The 15,132-nt window shown below is 67.8% G+C and carries 14 protein-coding genes; 9 read left to right on the plus strand and 5 right to left on the minus strand.

What is annotated here, in order from left to right:
- Positions 1-17: 17 nt before the first annotated feature.
- Positions 18-1,052 carry a glycosyltransferase family 2 protein gene (locus AC1MBW_RS01660; RefSeq protein WP_480025250.1) on the minus strand — a complete coding sequence of 345 codons (1,035 nt, stop codon included), beginning with the start codon at positions 1,050-1,052 and terminating at the stop codon, positions 18-20.
- Positions 1,053-1,156: 104 nt separating this feature from the next.
- Between AC1MBW_RS01660 and AC1MBW_RS01665 the strand changes: the two genes are divergently transcribed.
- The 6 genes from AC1MBW_RS01665 (at position 1,157) to AC1MBW_RS01690 (ending at position 9,206) form a co-directional block, all read left to right on the plus strand.
- Entirely contained in the window at positions 1,157-3,712 is a 2,556-nt protein-coding gene (locus tag AC1MBW_RS01665) for a glycosyltransferase (RefSeq protein WP_480025251.1), read from the plus strand.
- A gap of 85 nt (positions 3,713-3,797) precedes the next feature.
- Complete coding sequence (locus AC1MBW_RS01670; RefSeq protein ID WP_054146616.1) at positions 3,798-4,727, plus strand: ABC transporter permease; 930 nt, start codon at positions 3,798-3,800, stop codon at positions 4,725-4,727.
- Between the two features lie 50 nt (positions 4,728-4,777).
- Positions 4,778-5,980 carry an ABC transporter ATP-binding protein gene (locus tag AC1MBW_RS01675; RefSeq protein ID WP_480025252.1) on the plus strand — a complete coding sequence of 401 codons (1,203 nt, stop codon included), beginning with the start codon at positions 4,778-4,780 and terminating at the stop codon, positions 5,978-5,980.
- Between the two features lie 7 nt (positions 5,981-5,987).
- On the plus strand, positions 5,988-7,160 hold the full coding sequence (locus AC1MBW_RS01680) for a glycosyltransferase family 4 protein (RefSeq protein WP_054146618.1): 1,173 nt from the start codon (positions 5,988-5,990) through the stop codon (positions 7,158-7,160).
- Positions 7,157-8,020 (plus strand): glycosyltransferase family 2 protein, encoded by an 864-nt coding sequence (locus AC1MBW_RS01685; protein ID WP_054146619.1) that lies wholly within the window; start codon positions 7,157-7,159, stop codon positions 8,018-8,020. The genes AC1MBW_RS01680 and AC1MBW_RS01685 overlap by 4 nt, the downstream gene beginning before the upstream one ends.
- A gap of 76 nt (positions 8,021-8,096) precedes the next feature.
- Entirely contained in the window at positions 8,097-9,206 is a 1,110-nt protein-coding gene (locus tag AC1MBW_RS01690) for a glycosyltransferase family 2 protein (protein ID WP_054146620.1), read from the plus strand.
- Between the two features lie 14 nt (positions 9,207-9,220).
- Here AC1MBW_RS01690 and AC1MBW_RS01695 read toward each other — a convergent pair whose 3' ends face one another.
- From AC1MBW_RS01695 to AC1MBW_RS01710, 4 genes are all read right to left on the minus strand, one after another.
- Positions 9,221-10,192: a glycosyltransferase gene (locus AC1MBW_RS01695; RefSeq protein ID WP_152970314.1), complete on the minus strand. Its 972-nt coding sequence runs from the start codon at positions 10,190-10,192 to the stop codon at positions 9,221-9,223.
- A 110-nt stretch (positions 10,193-10,302) separates the two neighbouring features.
- Positions 10,303-10,461 (minus strand): hypothetical protein, encoded by a 159-nt coding sequence (locus AC1MBW_RS01700; protein ID WP_161805534.1) that lies wholly within the window; start codon positions 10,459-10,461, stop codon positions 10,303-10,305.
- Between the two features lie 6 nt (positions 10,462-10,467).
- A complete protein-coding gene (gene rfbA / locus AC1MBW_RS01705) occupies positions 10,468-11,331 on the minus strand; it encodes a glucose-1-phosphate thymidylyltransferase RfbA (protein ID WP_054146622.1) in 864 nt (287 codons plus the stop codon).
- A gap of 1 nt (position 11,332) precedes the next feature.
- Positions 11,333-11,944, minus strand: coding sequence for a dTDP-4-dehydrorhamnose 3,5-epimerase family protein (locus tag AC1MBW_RS01710; protein ID WP_480025253.1), 612 nt, complete (start codon positions 11,942-11,944; stop codon positions 11,333-11,335).
- A 132-nt stretch (positions 11,945-12,076) separates the two neighbouring features.
- Between AC1MBW_RS01710 and rfbB the strand changes: the two genes are divergently transcribed.
- Genes rfbB through AC1MBW_RS01725 form a run of 3 tightly spaced genes read left to right on the plus strand, consistent with a single transcriptional unit; the run spans position 12,077 to position 15,064 of the window.
- Entirely contained in the window at positions 12,077-13,060 is a 984-nt protein-coding gene (gene rfbB / locus AC1MBW_RS01715) for a dTDP-glucose 4,6-dehydratase (RefSeq protein WP_054146624.1), read from the plus strand.
- Positions 13,060-13,950 (plus strand): dTDP-4-dehydrorhamnose reductase, encoded by an 891-nt coding sequence (gene rfbD / locus AC1MBW_RS01720; protein WP_480025254.1) that lies wholly within the window; start codon positions 13,060-13,062, stop codon positions 13,948-13,950. The genes rfbB and rfbD overlap by 1 nt, the downstream gene beginning before the upstream one ends.
- On the plus strand, positions 13,925-15,064 hold the full coding sequence (locus AC1MBW_RS01725) for a glycosyltransferase family 4 protein (RefSeq protein WP_480025255.1): 1,140 nt from the start codon (positions 13,925-13,927) through the stop codon (positions 15,062-15,064). The genes rfbD and AC1MBW_RS01725 overlap by 26 nt, the downstream gene beginning before the upstream one ends.
- Positions 15,065-15,132 lie beyond the last annotated feature (68 nt).

Below are 15,132 nucleotides of genomic sequence, written 5' to 3' on the forward strand. Positions count from 1 at the left end.
ACCGACGAGCACCGGCCCTAGCGTCGCAGCAGTGACTCGACCCGGACGCGGTCTCGAGACCCGACCCCGTCCCGGCGTCGCGACCTCAGCGCACCGACCACCAGGCGTGGCGCCTCCGACCAGAGCCGAACCCAGTCGCGTGGCGCGAGTTGGCGCTGCCGCGGGGTGGACAGCAGGTCGGTGACGCACTTTCCGACGGTCCGTGCGACGACGCGGCTGACCATCGGCAGGCTGCCGTTGCGGACGACGACAGCCAACCTGTTCCGCATGCTCTGGTACCGCACGAGGGAACCACTGCTGCTCGAGCTGCCCGCGTGGACGTGGATGGTCGTCGCGTCCTCCGCGTGCACGATCTCGTGCCCCGCGAGACGGAGGCGCCAGGCGAGGTCGAGGTCCTCGTAATACATGAAGAGGGACTCGTCGAAGCCGCCGACCTCGTCGAGGGCACGCCGGCGGATGAAGGCCGCGCCCCCCGAGAACCCGAACGGCGGTTCGGAGTGGGCCGGAGGCCCGTCCGGAGGAGCCGGGACGAGCCAGTCACGATCGTGGCCGTTCCCGTCCGCGGTGAGCTCGACCCCCGTCCCGTTGATCAACGTGGTGCCGCCCCGCTCCGACCGGACCCATCGGGCTCCGGCGTTCCCCACCAGCACGTGCTCCGGGTCGTCGTCGGGTGCCGCGGGTCGGAACCCGCCTTGGAGCAGGACCGTCGCGGCCACGGCAGCCACCTCCGTCGGGCCTTCGAGGAGGCGCTCCGTTCCGATCTCGAGGAATCCCGGGCCGGCGACCGCATCGTTGTTGACCAGGACGATCACGTCGCCCGAGGCGACGTCGAGGCCGCGGGCGACCCCGCCGGCGAAGCCGAGGTTGCGGGGCACGGCCACGACGACGAGACCGGAGAACTCGGACTCCCACCCGGCTCGGGCACCCGGCGAGGCCTCGTTCTCGACGAGGACCACCTCGGTCGCAGGGCCCGCCTGCGCGAACAGGGACTCCAGGCACCTCCTGGTCAAGTCGGGTTGCCGCCAGTTGACCACGATGACGGTGCTCTCCATGCCGGTAGTCTGTCAGGGACCTGCGCAGGAGCGTGCTCGTTATAGTTGGGTCCGCCCGGATCAGGTTCGCACCCATCGTCATTCGTCGTCTTGGAGTCCCCGTCTTGCCAGTTTCCACGTCGAGCGTCGTCTCCGTCGTCATCGTCAACTTCCGAGGAACGGACGACACGCTCGAGTGCGTCGCCCGCCTGAACGACGTCGACTGGCCAGCGGCACAACTCGAGATCCTGATCGTCGAGAACGGTTCCGGTGACGACAGCACCGCCAGGCTGACGGCGACGCTGGGCGAGCAAGAGAACGTGACGATCATCGTCTCGGACGAGAACCTGGGGTTCACGGGTGGCAGCAACCTCGGGGCGCGACGGGCTCGCGGCGAGTACGTGGCGTTCCTCAACAACGACTCGAAGCCGGGCACGGGGTGGATCCGCGAAGCCCTCGCGCAGTTCAACGTCAGTCCCAAGATCGCCGCCGTCGGCAGCAAGGTCCTCGACTGGGACGGCAAGGCCATCGACTTCGTCCAAGGCAGCCTCACCTGGTTCGGCATGGGCTACAAGGACCGGGTCACCGAGATCGACACGGGTGAGTTCGACACCCCCCGGGACCTCCTGTTCGGCACGGGCTCCGCCCTGTTCGTCCGCAAGTCCGTGTTCCTCGAGGTGGGTGGCTTCGACGAGCGGCTGTTCATGTTCTACGACGACGTCGACCTGGGTTGGCGTCTAAACATCCTCGGGTACCGGGTGCGCTTCGCGCCGGCGTCGGTCGTGTACCACAAGCATCACGGCTCCATGAAGAGCTTCGGCGAGTACCGCGAGATGTACCTCCTCGAGCGGAACGCCCTGATGCTCATGTTCAAGAACCTCGGTGACGAGAGCCTCTCCAAGTTCTTGCCCGGGGCACTGGCCCTCCTCGCCCGTCGAGCGGTGGCCAAGAGCGGCCTCGACTCGGAGTCCTTCGACATCAGACGTTTCGTCGGAGCCGCGGACGAGTTCGACCGGGACACCCCGGTTGCCAAGGACACGGTCGCCGGCCTCTTCGCCCTCGACCAGTTCGTCAAGGAGCTCCCGTCGCTCCAGGAGACCCGGGACGACCTCCAGGCACGGCGCACCAAGACGGACGCCGACGTGTTCCGGCTCTTCGGCGACATCCTGAAGCCGCTGTTCGGTGACCCCTATTACCTCGAGGGCTTCCGGAACATCGTCGACGCGTTCGAGATCGAGGAGCACACCCAGCGACGTCGGGTGCTCGTCATCACCGGAGACGCGATCGGCGCCAAGATGGCGGGGCCCGCCATGCGCGCCTGGAAGATCAGCGAGGCGCTCTCCGAGCACAACGACGTCCGTCTCCTGACCTGGAACGTGGCCAACCGGAGCTCGGACACGTTCGAGGTCGAGCGGGTACGGCTGCAGAACGAGCACGAGATGCGCCAGCACGAGAAGTGGGCCGACGTCATCGTGTTCCAGGGCCACGCGCTGCACCACTTCCAGACCCTCAAGCGGTCCACGAAGATCATGGTCGCTGACCTCTACGACCCCATGCACCTCGAACAGCTCGAGCAGGGCCGCGAATGGGGACTCGCGCAATGGAAGAACCAGGTCGCCTCGGCGACCGAGGTGCTCAACGAGCAGCTGCTGCGCGCCGACTTCTTCCTCTGCGCCTCCGAGCGCCAGCGCCTCTTCTGGCTGGGCCAGCTCGCCGGGCTCGGGCGAATCAACCCGGAGAACTACGCAGCCGACGAGAACCTCGAAAAACTCATCGCGATCGCGCCGTTCGGCATGGACAGCACTCCCCCGGTCCACGAGCGACGAGCCATCAGGGGGGTCGTGGACGGCATCGGCGAAGACGACAAAGTCGTGATCTGGGGCGGGGGGATCTACAACTGGTTCGACACCATGACCCTGGTCCGGGCGATCGCCCTGCTCGCCGAACGCAGGCCCGACGTCCGACTGTTCTTCCTCGGCGTCGCGCACCCGAACCCCGACGTACCCGAGATGGCGATCGTGGCGAAGACCCGCGAGCTCGCCGCCCGCCTCGGCGTCGCAGGCAAGAACGTGTTCTTCAACGAGCAGTGGGTCCAGCTCGAGGACCGCCAGAACTACCTCCTCGAAGCCGACGCCGGCGTCAGCACCCACTACGACCACATCGAGACCACGTTCTCGTTCCGCACTCGCATCCTCGACTACATGTGGGCTGGCCTCCCGATCGTCACGACGCGCGGCGACAGCTTCGGCGATCTCGTGGGCGCCGAGGGCATGGGCGTGTCCGTGGCCGAGCGAGACGTCGAGGCCCTGGCTGACGCCCTCGAGACCGTGCTGTACGACCCCGCCGCCATCGCCTCTTCGCGAGAGGCCGTCACCCGTGTGGCGCAGGACTTCACCTGGGAGAAAGCCCTCGCCCCTCTCGTCGAATTCTGCAAGGACCCGTGGGTCGCGCCCGACCGGAGCGATGACGCTCCCGACGGATCCGTCGGTCGCAAGGTCAGGGCCGCGTCGGCTCTCACCGCTGAGGAGAAGTTCCACCGGATCGCCAACAGCCGTCACGGCATCCGCCGGGACGTGGCCCTCGCCCGTCACTACGTCACCCACGGGGGCGGCATCGACGTGCTCCGCGACAAGGTGAAGAACCGTCTCGCCACCACACGGGCCAGCAAGTACGGCAAGTGAGGACCCTCGCCTCCGGGACGCCCCGGAGCCGTCGAGCCCGTGCGGGTTATAGTTCTCCAGTTTTCCGATCGAAGAGGTAACCCGCATGACCACAACGACACCCGGCACCACGACACCTTCCCAGCGGTTCGCCCGTCTCGCGGACGAGCCCATGGTCGTCGCCGGGCAGCCCTCCTCCGGGTTCTCGGGTGCGTTCGGCATCGTCCGTGAGATCTTCGCCCACCGGCAGCTGCTCGATCTGCTCATCCGACGCGACCTGAAGTCCCGCTACAAGGACAGCGCGCTCGGCTTCGTGTGGACTCTCATCCGGCCCATCACGCAACTGCTGATCTACTACGTGATCCTCGGCCAAGTCCTCGGCGCGGCCCGGAACATCCCCGGGTTCGCGGTCTACGTCTTCGCCGGCCTCACGATCTACGGACTGTTCTCCGAGATGATCGCGGGAAGCACGTCCTCGGTGGTCAGCAACGCCGGGCTCATCAAGAAGGTCTACGTCCCGCGAGAGATCTATCCGCTGGCGAGCATCGGGTCCGCGCTCTTCAACTTCGGCATCCAGCTCGTCGTGCTCCTCGCGGCGACCGCTGTCACGGGGTCCTTCCCCTGGCACGTCGAGCTGCTCTACTTCTTCCCCTCCGTCATCGTCATCCTGATCTACGGGACGGCCTTCGGGCTGCTGCTGGCAGCGGCGAACGTCTACCTCCGGGACATGCAGTACCTCGTCGAGGTGCTGCTCATGTTGGCCATGTGGGCCTCCCCCATCGTCTACGCCTGGACGATGGTGAGCGAGAAGCTCGAGGGCCGCTGGTCGTGGCTCCTGGGCCTCTACACGGACAATCCCATCACCCTCGCCGTGCTCGGTTTCCACCGGGCGTTCTGGACGGCCGGTGGTGACGAACACTATCCGGACGACCTCCTGCTGCGAATGGGTGTCGCGGCGGTGATCGGCCTGATCCTGGTCGTGCTCTTCCAGCGCGTGTTCGCGAAGCTCCAAGGCAACTTCGCGCAGGAGCTCTGACCCGAATGGACGACATCATCACGCACGACAGCCGGGGGACGAATTCCCTCATGCCTCCCACGTCCGCGCCGACCGTGGTCTCGGTCCAGGGGGTCTCGAAGAAATTCGTCATCCGCAAGGACAACTCCCTCAAAGAGCGTCTCGTGACCCTCGGACGTGCGGGACGTCGCCACAGCGAGGCCTTCTGGGCGCTCAGGGACGTCACCCTCGACATCCCCGCAGGTGTCACGATCGGCCTCCTCGGGCCCAACGGCTCGGGCAAGAGCACCTTGCTCAAGGCCATCGGCGGCATCATCGAACCGACGACGGGCACGATCACCCGTCGCGGACGTCTCGCGGCGCTGCTCGAGCTCGGGGCCGGGTTCCACCCCGACCTCACCGGTCGGGAGAACGTCTACCTCAATGCCGCGATCCTCGGACTCAGCCAGGCAGAGACCGAAGAACGCTTCGACGACATCCTGCAGTTCAGCGGGATCGGCGACTTCATCGACACCCAGGTCAAGTTCTATTCGTCGGGCATGTACGTGCGGCTGGCCTTCGCCGTCGCCGTCCACACCGACCCGGACGTCCTCCTCGTCGACGAGGTCCTTGCCGTCGGTGACGAGGCCTTCCAGCGCAAGTGCCTGGACAAGATCAGGGAGTTCCAGCAGCAGGGTCGCACGATCATCCTCGTGAGCCACTCCCTGGGGCAGGTGCAGGAGATGTGCGACATGGCCGTCGTCCTGTCGCAAGGCGAGGTCAAGTTCCAGGGCAGTGCCGCCGACGCGGTGAAGAACTTCCGGGACATCCTCGAGGGCCGTCGGGTCGCCGAGGCGGCCGAGGCGGAACCCGACGAGGATCCCTCGCCGGGTCGAGTCCTCGAAGCGGAGATCCATGCCGAGGGTCGTGCCCCGGGGGAGGAATTCCAGCCCGGTGACACCCTCGTGGTCACGATGACGTACTCGCATTCGACACTGCTCCCCGCGTGGCATTCGGGCCTGAAGATCGAGACCACCCTGGGCACGCAGGTCTACGGCACGGACAGCCGGATGCTCGGTCTGGTCCACGAGCCGCTGGACGGGACGGCGTCCGTCGAGTACCGACTCCGCGATGTCAGCTTCGGTGCCGGGCAGTTCTTCGTCCACGCGTTCTTCGCCGAACCGGACGGATCACACATCGCCATCCGTCGCCAGGCTGCACGGTTCGTCATGTCCGACGACGACCGAGGCAGCGGCGTGGTACGAGTCGATGCCGTGGCACGTGAAATGGACTGATCGACTCGTGGAACGCCCCAGAGTCCTCGTCGACGCCACGTCCCTCCCGCCTACGCGTGGAGGCGTTGCGCGTTACCTCGCGGGCCTGCTCGTCGGCCTCAGCGAGATCGAGGCACCGGTCCTCGTGGTGGTCAAGCCCGAGGACCTCGCGTGGCTGAGTGGACAAGCCCCCCGGCACGACTACGTCACCTCACCGCCCTGGTTGACCAGTCGACCGCTCCGACTCGTCTGGGAACAGTGGGGACTTCCGCGACTGGCGCGACGCCACGGCGTCGACGTCATCCACTCGCCTCATTACACCTTCGCTCTCGCTGCGGCTCGGCGGACCGTCGTCACCGTCCACGACGGAACCTTCTTCTCCGCCCCCGAGGACCACGGACGCGTCAAGGGCCTGTTCTTCCGCACGTGGATCGCGCTCGGGCGGAGGCTCGCCGCACGGTCCATCGCGCCGAGTGACGCGACGTCCCGAGAACTGGCTCAGTACGCTAGAGCGGCCCACGGCCCCGTAGACGTGGCCCATCACGGTGTCGACCCCGTAGTCTTCCGCCCTCCGTCGGACGAATCGGTCCGGGCCTTCGCCGCACGGCTAGGCCTCGACCCACGCGTGGGGTGGATCGCCTTCCTGGGGACCGTCGAGCCACGCAAGAACGTGGGCCCTCTCATCGCCGCCCATGAAGCCATGACGCAACGTGACGCGACGACGCCGCCACTCCTCGTGGCGGGAGGACTCGGATGGGACGTCGAGGCCTCCCGGCGCCTGGAGGAGGCCGGAGACGTCGTCGGTGGAACCCTCCGCTACCTGGGGTACCTCCCTCTCGACGACCTGTCCCCCTTCCTCGGTGGAGCATCCCTCGTCGTCTACCCGAGCAGCGCAGAAGGATTCGGTCTCCCCGTGCTCGAGGCCATGTCCACCGGAGCACTCGTCCTGACGACCGACCGCACGGCCCTTCCCGAGGTAGGAGGGGACGCGGTGATCTACGCCGAACCCGTAGAGGGTTCGTTGACGACCGCGATGACGGAAGCCCTGACCGACAGGGACGGCGGAGCGGCGCTCCGTGGACGAGCCGTAGGTCGTGCCAAACTCTTCACCTGGGCCGCCTGCGCCGTCGTCCACCATGCTGCCTACCGGGCAGTGAGCGACGGGGCTGCCTCGGGCGAAAACGGTCGAGAACGAGAATGAACCAGAACACTGACCCCACGGTCGCGATCGTGACCGTGAGCTACAACTCCGGTCGCTACCTGGCCGACTTCCTCGACTCGACGCTGGAAGCCTCGGAACACCCCGGAACGGTCATCGTGCTCGTGGCCGACAACTCGTCCGCCGACGAGAGCGAGGCGCGTGCCGAGACCGAGAAGCACGGCGCGATCTTCCTCCCGGTCGGGGGAAACCGCGGCTACGGGTCAGCGGTCAACCACGCAGCCCGTCACATGCCCGACAGCGTTCGCTGGCTCCTCATTTCGAACCCTGACGTCGTCTTGACTCCGGGTGTCGTCGACACACTGGTGCTGACCGCGGAACGAGACGCCGAGATAGGGGCCGTGGGCCCTGTCGTCCGGGAGGTCGACGGAGAGGTCTATCCGTCGGCGCGTCGCATCCCGTCGCTGCGGACCGGACTCGGTCACGCCCTCTTCGCCAACGTGTGGCCCGAGAACCCGTGGACACGCTCGTACCACCGCGACGGTGAGACCTCGGTCCGTCGGACCACCGGCTGGCTCTCGGGGGCCTGCCTCCTCGTCCGGCGTGAGGTCTTCGACGAGCTCGAAGGATTCGACGAATCCTTCTTCATGTACTTCGAGGACGTCGATCTGGGTTGGAGGCTCGGGCGCCTCGGGTACTCCAACGTCTTGGAACCTGCCGCCCAGGTCGTGCACGTCGGCGCACACTCGACGCAGTCCTCATCGTCGGCCATGCGTCGAGCGCATCACCGGAGCGCCTACCGGTTCCTGGCGAAGAAGTATCCGGGCGTCGTACTGGCTCCGCTCAGGCTGGCCCTGCGGGTCGGCCTCGCCGTGCGCGCTCGCGTCGGCCCCGGTCGGTGACCTCCGAGAACCCGTCATCGGTCACACCAGGTCCCCCCGACGGGTCCTGGCCACCCCATCCCCCGAAGGAGCAACCATGATCCTCGCCGTCACCGCGATGGTCCGAGACGAGATCGATCTGATCGACGCCTGGGTCGGACACCATCGCGCGCAGGGTGTCGATGTCATCATCGTCACCGACAACGCGTCAGAAGACGGCACGAGGGAAGCCCTCCAGACTCACGCGGACGCGGGGCACCTCGTGCTCCTCCACGACCCCGTCCACCGGAAGCAGCAGGGCACAGTCGTCACACAGATGGCTCGGGATGCGGCCGTTCTGCACGGGGCGGACTGGGTCGTCAACGCCGACGCCGACGAGTTCCTCGTACCCGTCGACCGGACCCTCACTCTGAAGGACGTCTTCACCCGACTCGACCCGGCGATCCGATCGTTCACCGTGCCGGTCGTCAACTTGATCGGCCCCCTCGCCGAGTCGGGGGCCGGATTCGATCGGCTCGTGTGGCGAGACGATCGATCGTCCGAGGATCTTGCGGCCGCCGGGCTGCTGGCGCATCCCACCCACAATGCCGTCCACGTCGGATCTGCCGACGTCGTCGTCGCGCAGGGCAATCACATCGTCACGATCGAGAGCAAAGGATCTCCCCCACCGGGACTGGAGCTCGAGGTCCTGCACCTCCCCTGGCGGTCGTGGCGGCAGGTCGAGCGCAAGGTCGCCATGGCAGGAGCGGGATACCAGGCCAACCCGGATCTGAACCCCAGTCCGAACCACCACGGTATGCGGGACTTCCTCCGCCTGAAGGAAGGGACCCTGCTCCCTTACGCGGCAGCGAGACACCTCGACGCCGACGCGGCCGTTCGGTCAGGACTCGTCGAGGACACCTTCCTGCGGGACGAGCTGTACGGGCTCGGACTGAGTAGCGGCACCGAGGAGTCTCCCCTGGACGGTCGCCTCGCCACGGTCGCGTCCGACGCCGGCCGTGCCCTGGTGTCTCGCGATCGAGCCTTCGAACGACGAGACCGTGAGGCCGAGGCGGCGGAGCACGAGCTGAGGCGAGCCGTCGAGGCCCTCGAGGTCCGCCTCCGCCAGGTCGAAGGCGAGCTCTCTGCGCAGAAAGCCCGGCGCGTGGTCCGGCTCGTCGATGCCGTCAGCGAGAGGACGCGAGGAGGACGGAAGCGTTCCGACTGAAGGGCACGACCGCGCTAGCCCTCCCGCGGCAGGAACAGGTCGGCGTAGCGACCGGCCAGGGATATCGGTGACCGTTCCCGCGCCGCGGCCAGGGCGGACTCCCGGAGCGCTCCGTGCTCTCGGTGCACTCGCTCGACGGCATCGCGCAGAGAGTGCAGGTCGTCGCCGTCGTCGCCCTGCACGGCCCAGAGCGGGAGTTGCCACGTCGGTTCCAAGGGCCAGGTGGCGCGAAGAGACCCACCGATGAGCACGGGCACACCGTAGGAGGCGGCGAGCAGGGCCACTCCGCTGTTGAGGCCTCCGTCGTACGGGAGGACGAGGGCGTCGGCCCGACCGAACACGCTCGGCACCCGGGTCGGTTCGACGTACCCGGGTTCGAACCGCACCCCGTCGCATCGCTCGAGCTGTTCGCGCACGTCGTCCTCGGAGAGAGTCCCGCCGACACGTCCGACCACGTCGAGCTCGACGTCGAGGCCGGCTCGACGTGCCCGGTCGACGAGTCGCGCGAACTCGAGGATGCCCTTGTACGGTCGGACCTCGCCGAACGCCAGCAGGCGCACCGTCCCCACCGTCGCCGAACCCGCCCCTGCCCCGTCCGGTTCGACCGCATAGCTCGGATGCGGGATGCGGACGACTTTCTCGACGGGGAGGACGTACAGGGGCGCGACGATGTCGACCGTTCCGGGATTCATGACGTGAACGGCATCGACCGTCTCGGCGAGGAGACGGTGGAACGCCAGCTCCGGTGTCACGTGGTGGGACTCGTGCGACACGACGTTGTGGACGGTCCAGACGACGCGGACGCCCAGGGCCCTCAGTTCGCGCACGGTGTCCACGAAGCGCAGGACCCGCTGCATCGAGGCCACGACGTCCGGTACGACCTGCGTCACAGGCGTCGACCACCCCAGGTGCACGGTGTCGGGCAGCTCGCCTCCGAGCTGCGCGGTCAGTTCGCCGACGGAGAAGAAGGGCCCGACTCCGGACACGCGATCCCCCCGTCCGCGCAAGCCGAGGTAGACCATCTCGTGCCACGGATTGTCGGGGTAGTGAGGGAAGACGGCCAGGAGGCGACCGTCACCTCTCGTGCCCACCGGGGTCATCGGCGGAACAGCCGACGCCATGACCTCCGACGTCGGGTCAGCTCCGCATCCAACTCGGCTTCGAGCTCACGCACGCGGGCTTCGAGACGACCCACCCGCTCGGCGGCCGTCTCGACCTCGAGGGTCGCGCGGCCGAGGAGGTCAGCGAGGTCCATCGCCGGTCAGACGGCCAGGAGGTTCTGCAGGTAGACGCCGTAGCCGCTCTTCGCCAGCGGCGCCGCCAGGTCGGCGAGGTGCTCGTCGTCGATCCACCCGTTGCGCCAGGCGATCTCCTCGATGCAGCCGATCTTGTGCCCTTGACGGTCTTCGATGACCCGGACGTACTCGGACGCCTGCATCATCGACTCGAAGGTGCCCGTGTCGAGCCAGGCCGTGCCGCGATCGAGCACCTGGACCTGCAAGTCGCCGGCCTCGAGGTAGCGCTCGTTGACCGTCGAGATCTCGAGCTCACCACGGGGGCTGGGCTCGATCGTCTTGGCGATCTCGACGATGCGGTTGTCGTAGAAGTAGAGCCCCGGGACGGCGTAGTTGCTCTTGGGGACCGCCGGCTTCTCCTCGATGGAGACCGCCTTGAAGGCCTCGTCGAACTCGACCACGCCGTAGGCCTTGGGGTCGGAGACGTGGTACGCGAAGATGGTGGCACCCTCGACGTCGGCGTTCTTCTTCAGATTCGACCCGAGTCCCACACCGTGGAAGATGTTGTCGCCGAGGACCAGCGCGACCGAGTCGTCACCGATGAAGTCCTCGCCGATGATGAACGCCTGAGCGAGACCGTCGGGTGACGGCTGGACGGCGTAATCGATGGTCATGCCGAGGTGCGAGCCGTCGCCGAGCAGGGCACGGAACTGATCGTTGTACTCCGGCGTCGTGATGACCAAGACCTCGCGGATGCCCGCCATCATCAACGTCGACAGGGGGTAGTAGACCATCGGCTTGTCGTAGATCGGCATGAGCTGCTTCGAGATGCCCTTGGTGATCGGCCAGAGGCGCGTGCCGGAGCCCCCGGCGAGGATGATGCCCTTCACGTCAGACCGTCTTTCCGTCGAGGGACGCGTAGTACGTCCGCATGTCGTCCCACGTGGGCAGGAGACCTGCCGACGCGGCCTGGCTCAGGGAGGGTGCCTCGGTGTCCTTCGGCGAGAGGAGGGGCTCGCCCGCCTCGGCCGGGAAGACGAGACCGATCTCGCTGTCGAGGGGATCGATCCCGTGCTCTCGCTCGGCATTGAAGGTGTCGGTGACGAGGTAGCTCACCGTCGCGTCGTCGGTGAGCGCGACGAAAGCATGCCCCAGCCCCTCGGCGATGTAGATCGCCCGACGGTCCGTGTCGTCCAGGAGGACCGTGTCCCACTGACCGTAGGTCGGTGACCCGACGCGGATGTCGATGACGTAGTCGAGCACGGCACCGTGCGTCGCCGTCACGTACTTGGCCTGCCCGAGGGGCACGTCGGCGAAGTGGATGCCCCGGACGACACCACGCTTGGAGACCGACGTGTTCGCCTGTCGCAGGTCGATGGGGTGTCCCACGACCTCGGCGAGCTTGTCGAAGCGGTACCACTCGAGGAACACCCCTCGGTCGTCACCGAACTGCTTCGGTGTGATCTCGTAGCTGTCTGGGATCTTCAGTTCGCGGATCTGCACCCGGGCACTCTACCGGCCTGCCCGGTTCCGCACGTCTCCGACCCGACACGGAGCACGCCGCGGGTCAGCAGAGGCGGGAGGCGCCCTCCGCTACCATGGATCGACCGCCTGCGATCGACCCAAGGGACCACTGTGAAAATCCTCGTCACCGGCGGAGCCGGCTTCATCGGCTCCAACTTCGTCCGCCGCACGCTCGAAGACGCCTACCCGGGCCTCGAAGGGGCCGAGGTCGTCGTCCTCGACGCGCTCACCTACTCGGGCAACGAGGCCAACCTGGTGAGCGTCGCCGACTCCCCCCGCTACACCTTCGTCAAGGGCGACATCCGTGACGGCGCCCTGCTCGACACGCTCTTCCCCGAGGTCGACGCCGTCGTCCACTTCGCGGCGGAATCACACGTCGACCGCTCGGTCCGCGACGCCTCGATCTTCGTCGAGACCAACGTGCTCGGCACCCAGCAGCTGCTCGACGCCGCCCTGCGCAACGACCTGAAGCGCTTCGTCCACGTCTCGACCGACGAGGTCTACGGCTCCATCGCCGAGGGCTCGTGGGCCGAGGACCGCCCGCTCGAGCCGAACTCGCCCTACTCCGCCTCGAAGGCCGGCAGCGACCTGCTCGCCCGCAGCTACCACCGCACGCACGGGCTGAACGTCTCGATCACGCGCTGCAGCAACAACTACGGTCCGTACCACTTCCCCGAGAAGGTCATCCCGCTCTTCGTCACGAACCTGATCGACGACGTGCACGTCCCTCTCTACGGCGAAGGCAACAACATCCGTGACTGGCTGCACGTCGACGACCACACCCGCGGCATCGCGATGGTGCTCGTCAGCGGCCGCGCGGGCGAGATCTACAACATCGGCGGCGGCACCGAGCTCACCAACAAAGAGCTCACCGAGATGCTGCTCGAGGCCACCGGCAAGGACTGGTCCTACGTCGACCGCGTCCAGGACCGTCTGGGCCACGACCTGCGGTACTCCGTCGACATCTCCAAGATCCGCGACGAGCTCGGCTACGAGCCCCAGGTCCCCTTCGAGAAGGGCCTCGCCGACGTCGTCCAGTGGTACCGCGACAACCGCGAGTGGTGGCAGCCCCTCAAAGAGCGCGCCACCCTCTGATGGTCGCCGCCCAGAACTCCAAGTACCTCGTCACCGGGGCCCGGGGCATGCTCGGCACCGATCTCCTCGAAGCACTGTTCGGGCGTGACGTCACGGTGCTCGGCCGTGCCGACCTCGACGTGACCGACCGGGACGCCGTCTTCGCCGCCGTCCAGGGGCACGACGTCGTCGTCAACGCCGCCGCGTACACCGCCGTCGACGCGGCCGAGACCGACGAAGAGGCCGCGCTGGCCGTGAACGGCACCGCAGCCGGCCTCCTCGCCGAGGCCACCGCCTCCGTCGGGGCGAAGCTCGTCCAGGTCTCGACCGACTACGTCTTCGACGGCGACGCCACCGAGCCCTACGCCGAGGACGCCACCATCGCGCCGGTGAGCGCCTACGGCCGCACCAAGGCCGAGGGAGAGAAGCTCGCCCTCGCGGCCAACCCCGAGGGCACCTACGTCGTGCGCACGGCGTGGTTGTACGGCGCCCACGGGGGCAACTTCGCCAAGACCATGGTCAAGCTCGCGGCCTCACACGACACGGTCAGGGTCGTCGACGACCAACTGGGGCAGCCGACCTGGACGGCCGACCTCGCGGCGCAGATCGTCGCGTTGCTCGACTCCGACGCCCCTGCCGGCGTGTACCACGGCACCAACTCGGGCAGCGCGAGCTGGTTCGAGTTCGCCCAGGCCGTCTTCGACGAGGCCGGGCTCGATCTTGCCCGGGTGCTCCCGACGGACAGCTCGGCCTTCGTCCGCCCTGCACCGCGACCGAGCTACAGCGTCCTCGGCCACGACGCCTGGGCACGAGCCGGACTGACGTCGATGCGTCCGTGGAGAGAAGCGCTGGCCGAAGCCGCGAACAGGGGAGTGTTGCAGACCGATGACCACGCTGCGAGTAGTCGTTGACCAGATCCTGGCTCCCATCCCCGGGGGCATCGGGCGCTACACCGAAGAACTGACCCGCGCCCTCGTCGAGACCGCTCCCCGTGGTTGCGAGGTCGAGGGGGTCGTGGCGGCCCATCCGCAGACCGACTACGACCGGTTGACCGATCTGCTGCCCGGCCTGTCCCACGTCGCCAAGTCACCGCTCGGTCGCCGCGAATTGGCGTTGGCCTGGCAGGGCGGCGTCGTCGGCCTCCCCGGGCGCGGCATGGTCCACGCGACCAGCCTGTTCGCCCCCCTCTACCGACACGACCGTGCGCTCGACCCGGGGACACAGACGGTCGTCACCATCCACGACACCGTCCCGTGGACCCACCCCGAAACCCTCACCCCGCGCGGCGTCCGCTGGCACAAGGCCATGACCAAGCGCGCTTTCAAGCACGCCGACGGGGTCGTCGTGCCGACCCACAGCGTGGCCCGCGAACTCGCCGAACTCTTCCCCTTCGGCGACCGCCTCCGCGTCATCGGTGGGGCGGTGAGTCCCAAGCTCGCCGTCCCTGCGGACGCCGACGAGGTCGCCGACACCCTCGACCTGCCCGAGCGCTACGCACTGAGCGTCGGCACGCTCGAACCACGCAAGGGCATCGAGCCGCTCATCCAGGCTCTCGCCCACCCCGACGCCCCCGACCTGCCGTTGCTGATCGTCGGACCCGAGGGGTGGGGAGACGTCAAGGTGGCCGACCTCGTGGCCGCCGCCGGCCTACCCGCCGACAAGGTCCGCACCATGGGCTTCGTGTCGGACGAACAGCTGGCGGTGCTGCTGCAGCGGGCTTCGGTCTTCGTGTTCCCCAGTCTCGCCGAGGGTTTCGGGCTGCCGGTCGTCGAGGCCTTCAGCCTGGGTACGCCCACGATCGTCTCGGACGCCCCCGCCCTGCTCGAGGTCGCGGCCGACGCGGCCGTCAGCGTGGCCCGGGAAGACGCCGCCGGCTATCCCGAGCGCCTCGCGCAGGCCATGTTCCAGGTCGTCTCCGACGTCGAACTTTCGACTCGTCTCGGCATCGCCGGGATCGACCGTGCACGAGCCTTCAGTTGGCGGGACTCGGCCGACAAGGTGTGGCAGCTCCACGCCGACCTCTGAGCCACCGTGCGGCCCCAGGGGCGACGTGAGCGCCCCGCGGAGCCGCACCGCGCCTCCTCGTCCCGTCG

The sequence above is a fragment of the Frigoribacterium sp. AP1 genome (assembly GCF_056680555.1).

Excerpts from the sequence above, each read along its gene's own strand:
- AC1MBW_RS01700 (WP_161805534.1), bottom strand. The coding sequence starts at position 10,461 with ATGGACCTCGCTGACCTCCTCGGCCGCGCGACCCTCGAGGTCGAGACG.
- AC1MBW_RS01670 (WP_054146616.1), top strand. The coding sequence starts at position 3,798 with ATGACCACAACGACACCCGGCACCACGACACCTTCCCAGCGGTTCGCC.
- AC1MBW_RS01725 (WP_480025255.1), top strand. The coding sequence starts at position 13,925 with ATGACCACGCTGCGAGTAGTCGTTGACCAGATCCTGGCTCCCATCCCC.
- AC1MBW_RS01675 (WP_480025252.1), top strand. The coding sequence starts at position 4,778 with ATGCCTCCCACGTCCGCGCCGACCGTGGTCTCGGTCCAGGGGGTCTCG.
- AC1MBW_RS01690 (WP_054146620.1), top strand. The coding sequence starts at position 8,097 with ATGATCCTCGCCGTCACCGCGATGGTCCGAGACGAGATCGATCTGATC.
- rfbD (WP_480025254.1), top strand. The coding sequence starts at position 13,060 with ATGGTCGCCGCCCAGAACTCCAAGTACCTCGTCACCGGGGCCCGGGGC.
- AC1MBW_RS01660 (WP_480025250.1), bottom strand. The coding sequence starts at position 1,052 with ATGGAGAGCACCGTCATCGTGGTCAACTGGCGGCAACCCGACTTGACC.
- AC1MBW_RS01685 (WP_054146619.1), top strand. The coding sequence starts at position 7,157 with ATGAACCAGAACACTGACCCCACGGTCGCGATCGTGACCGTGAGCTAC.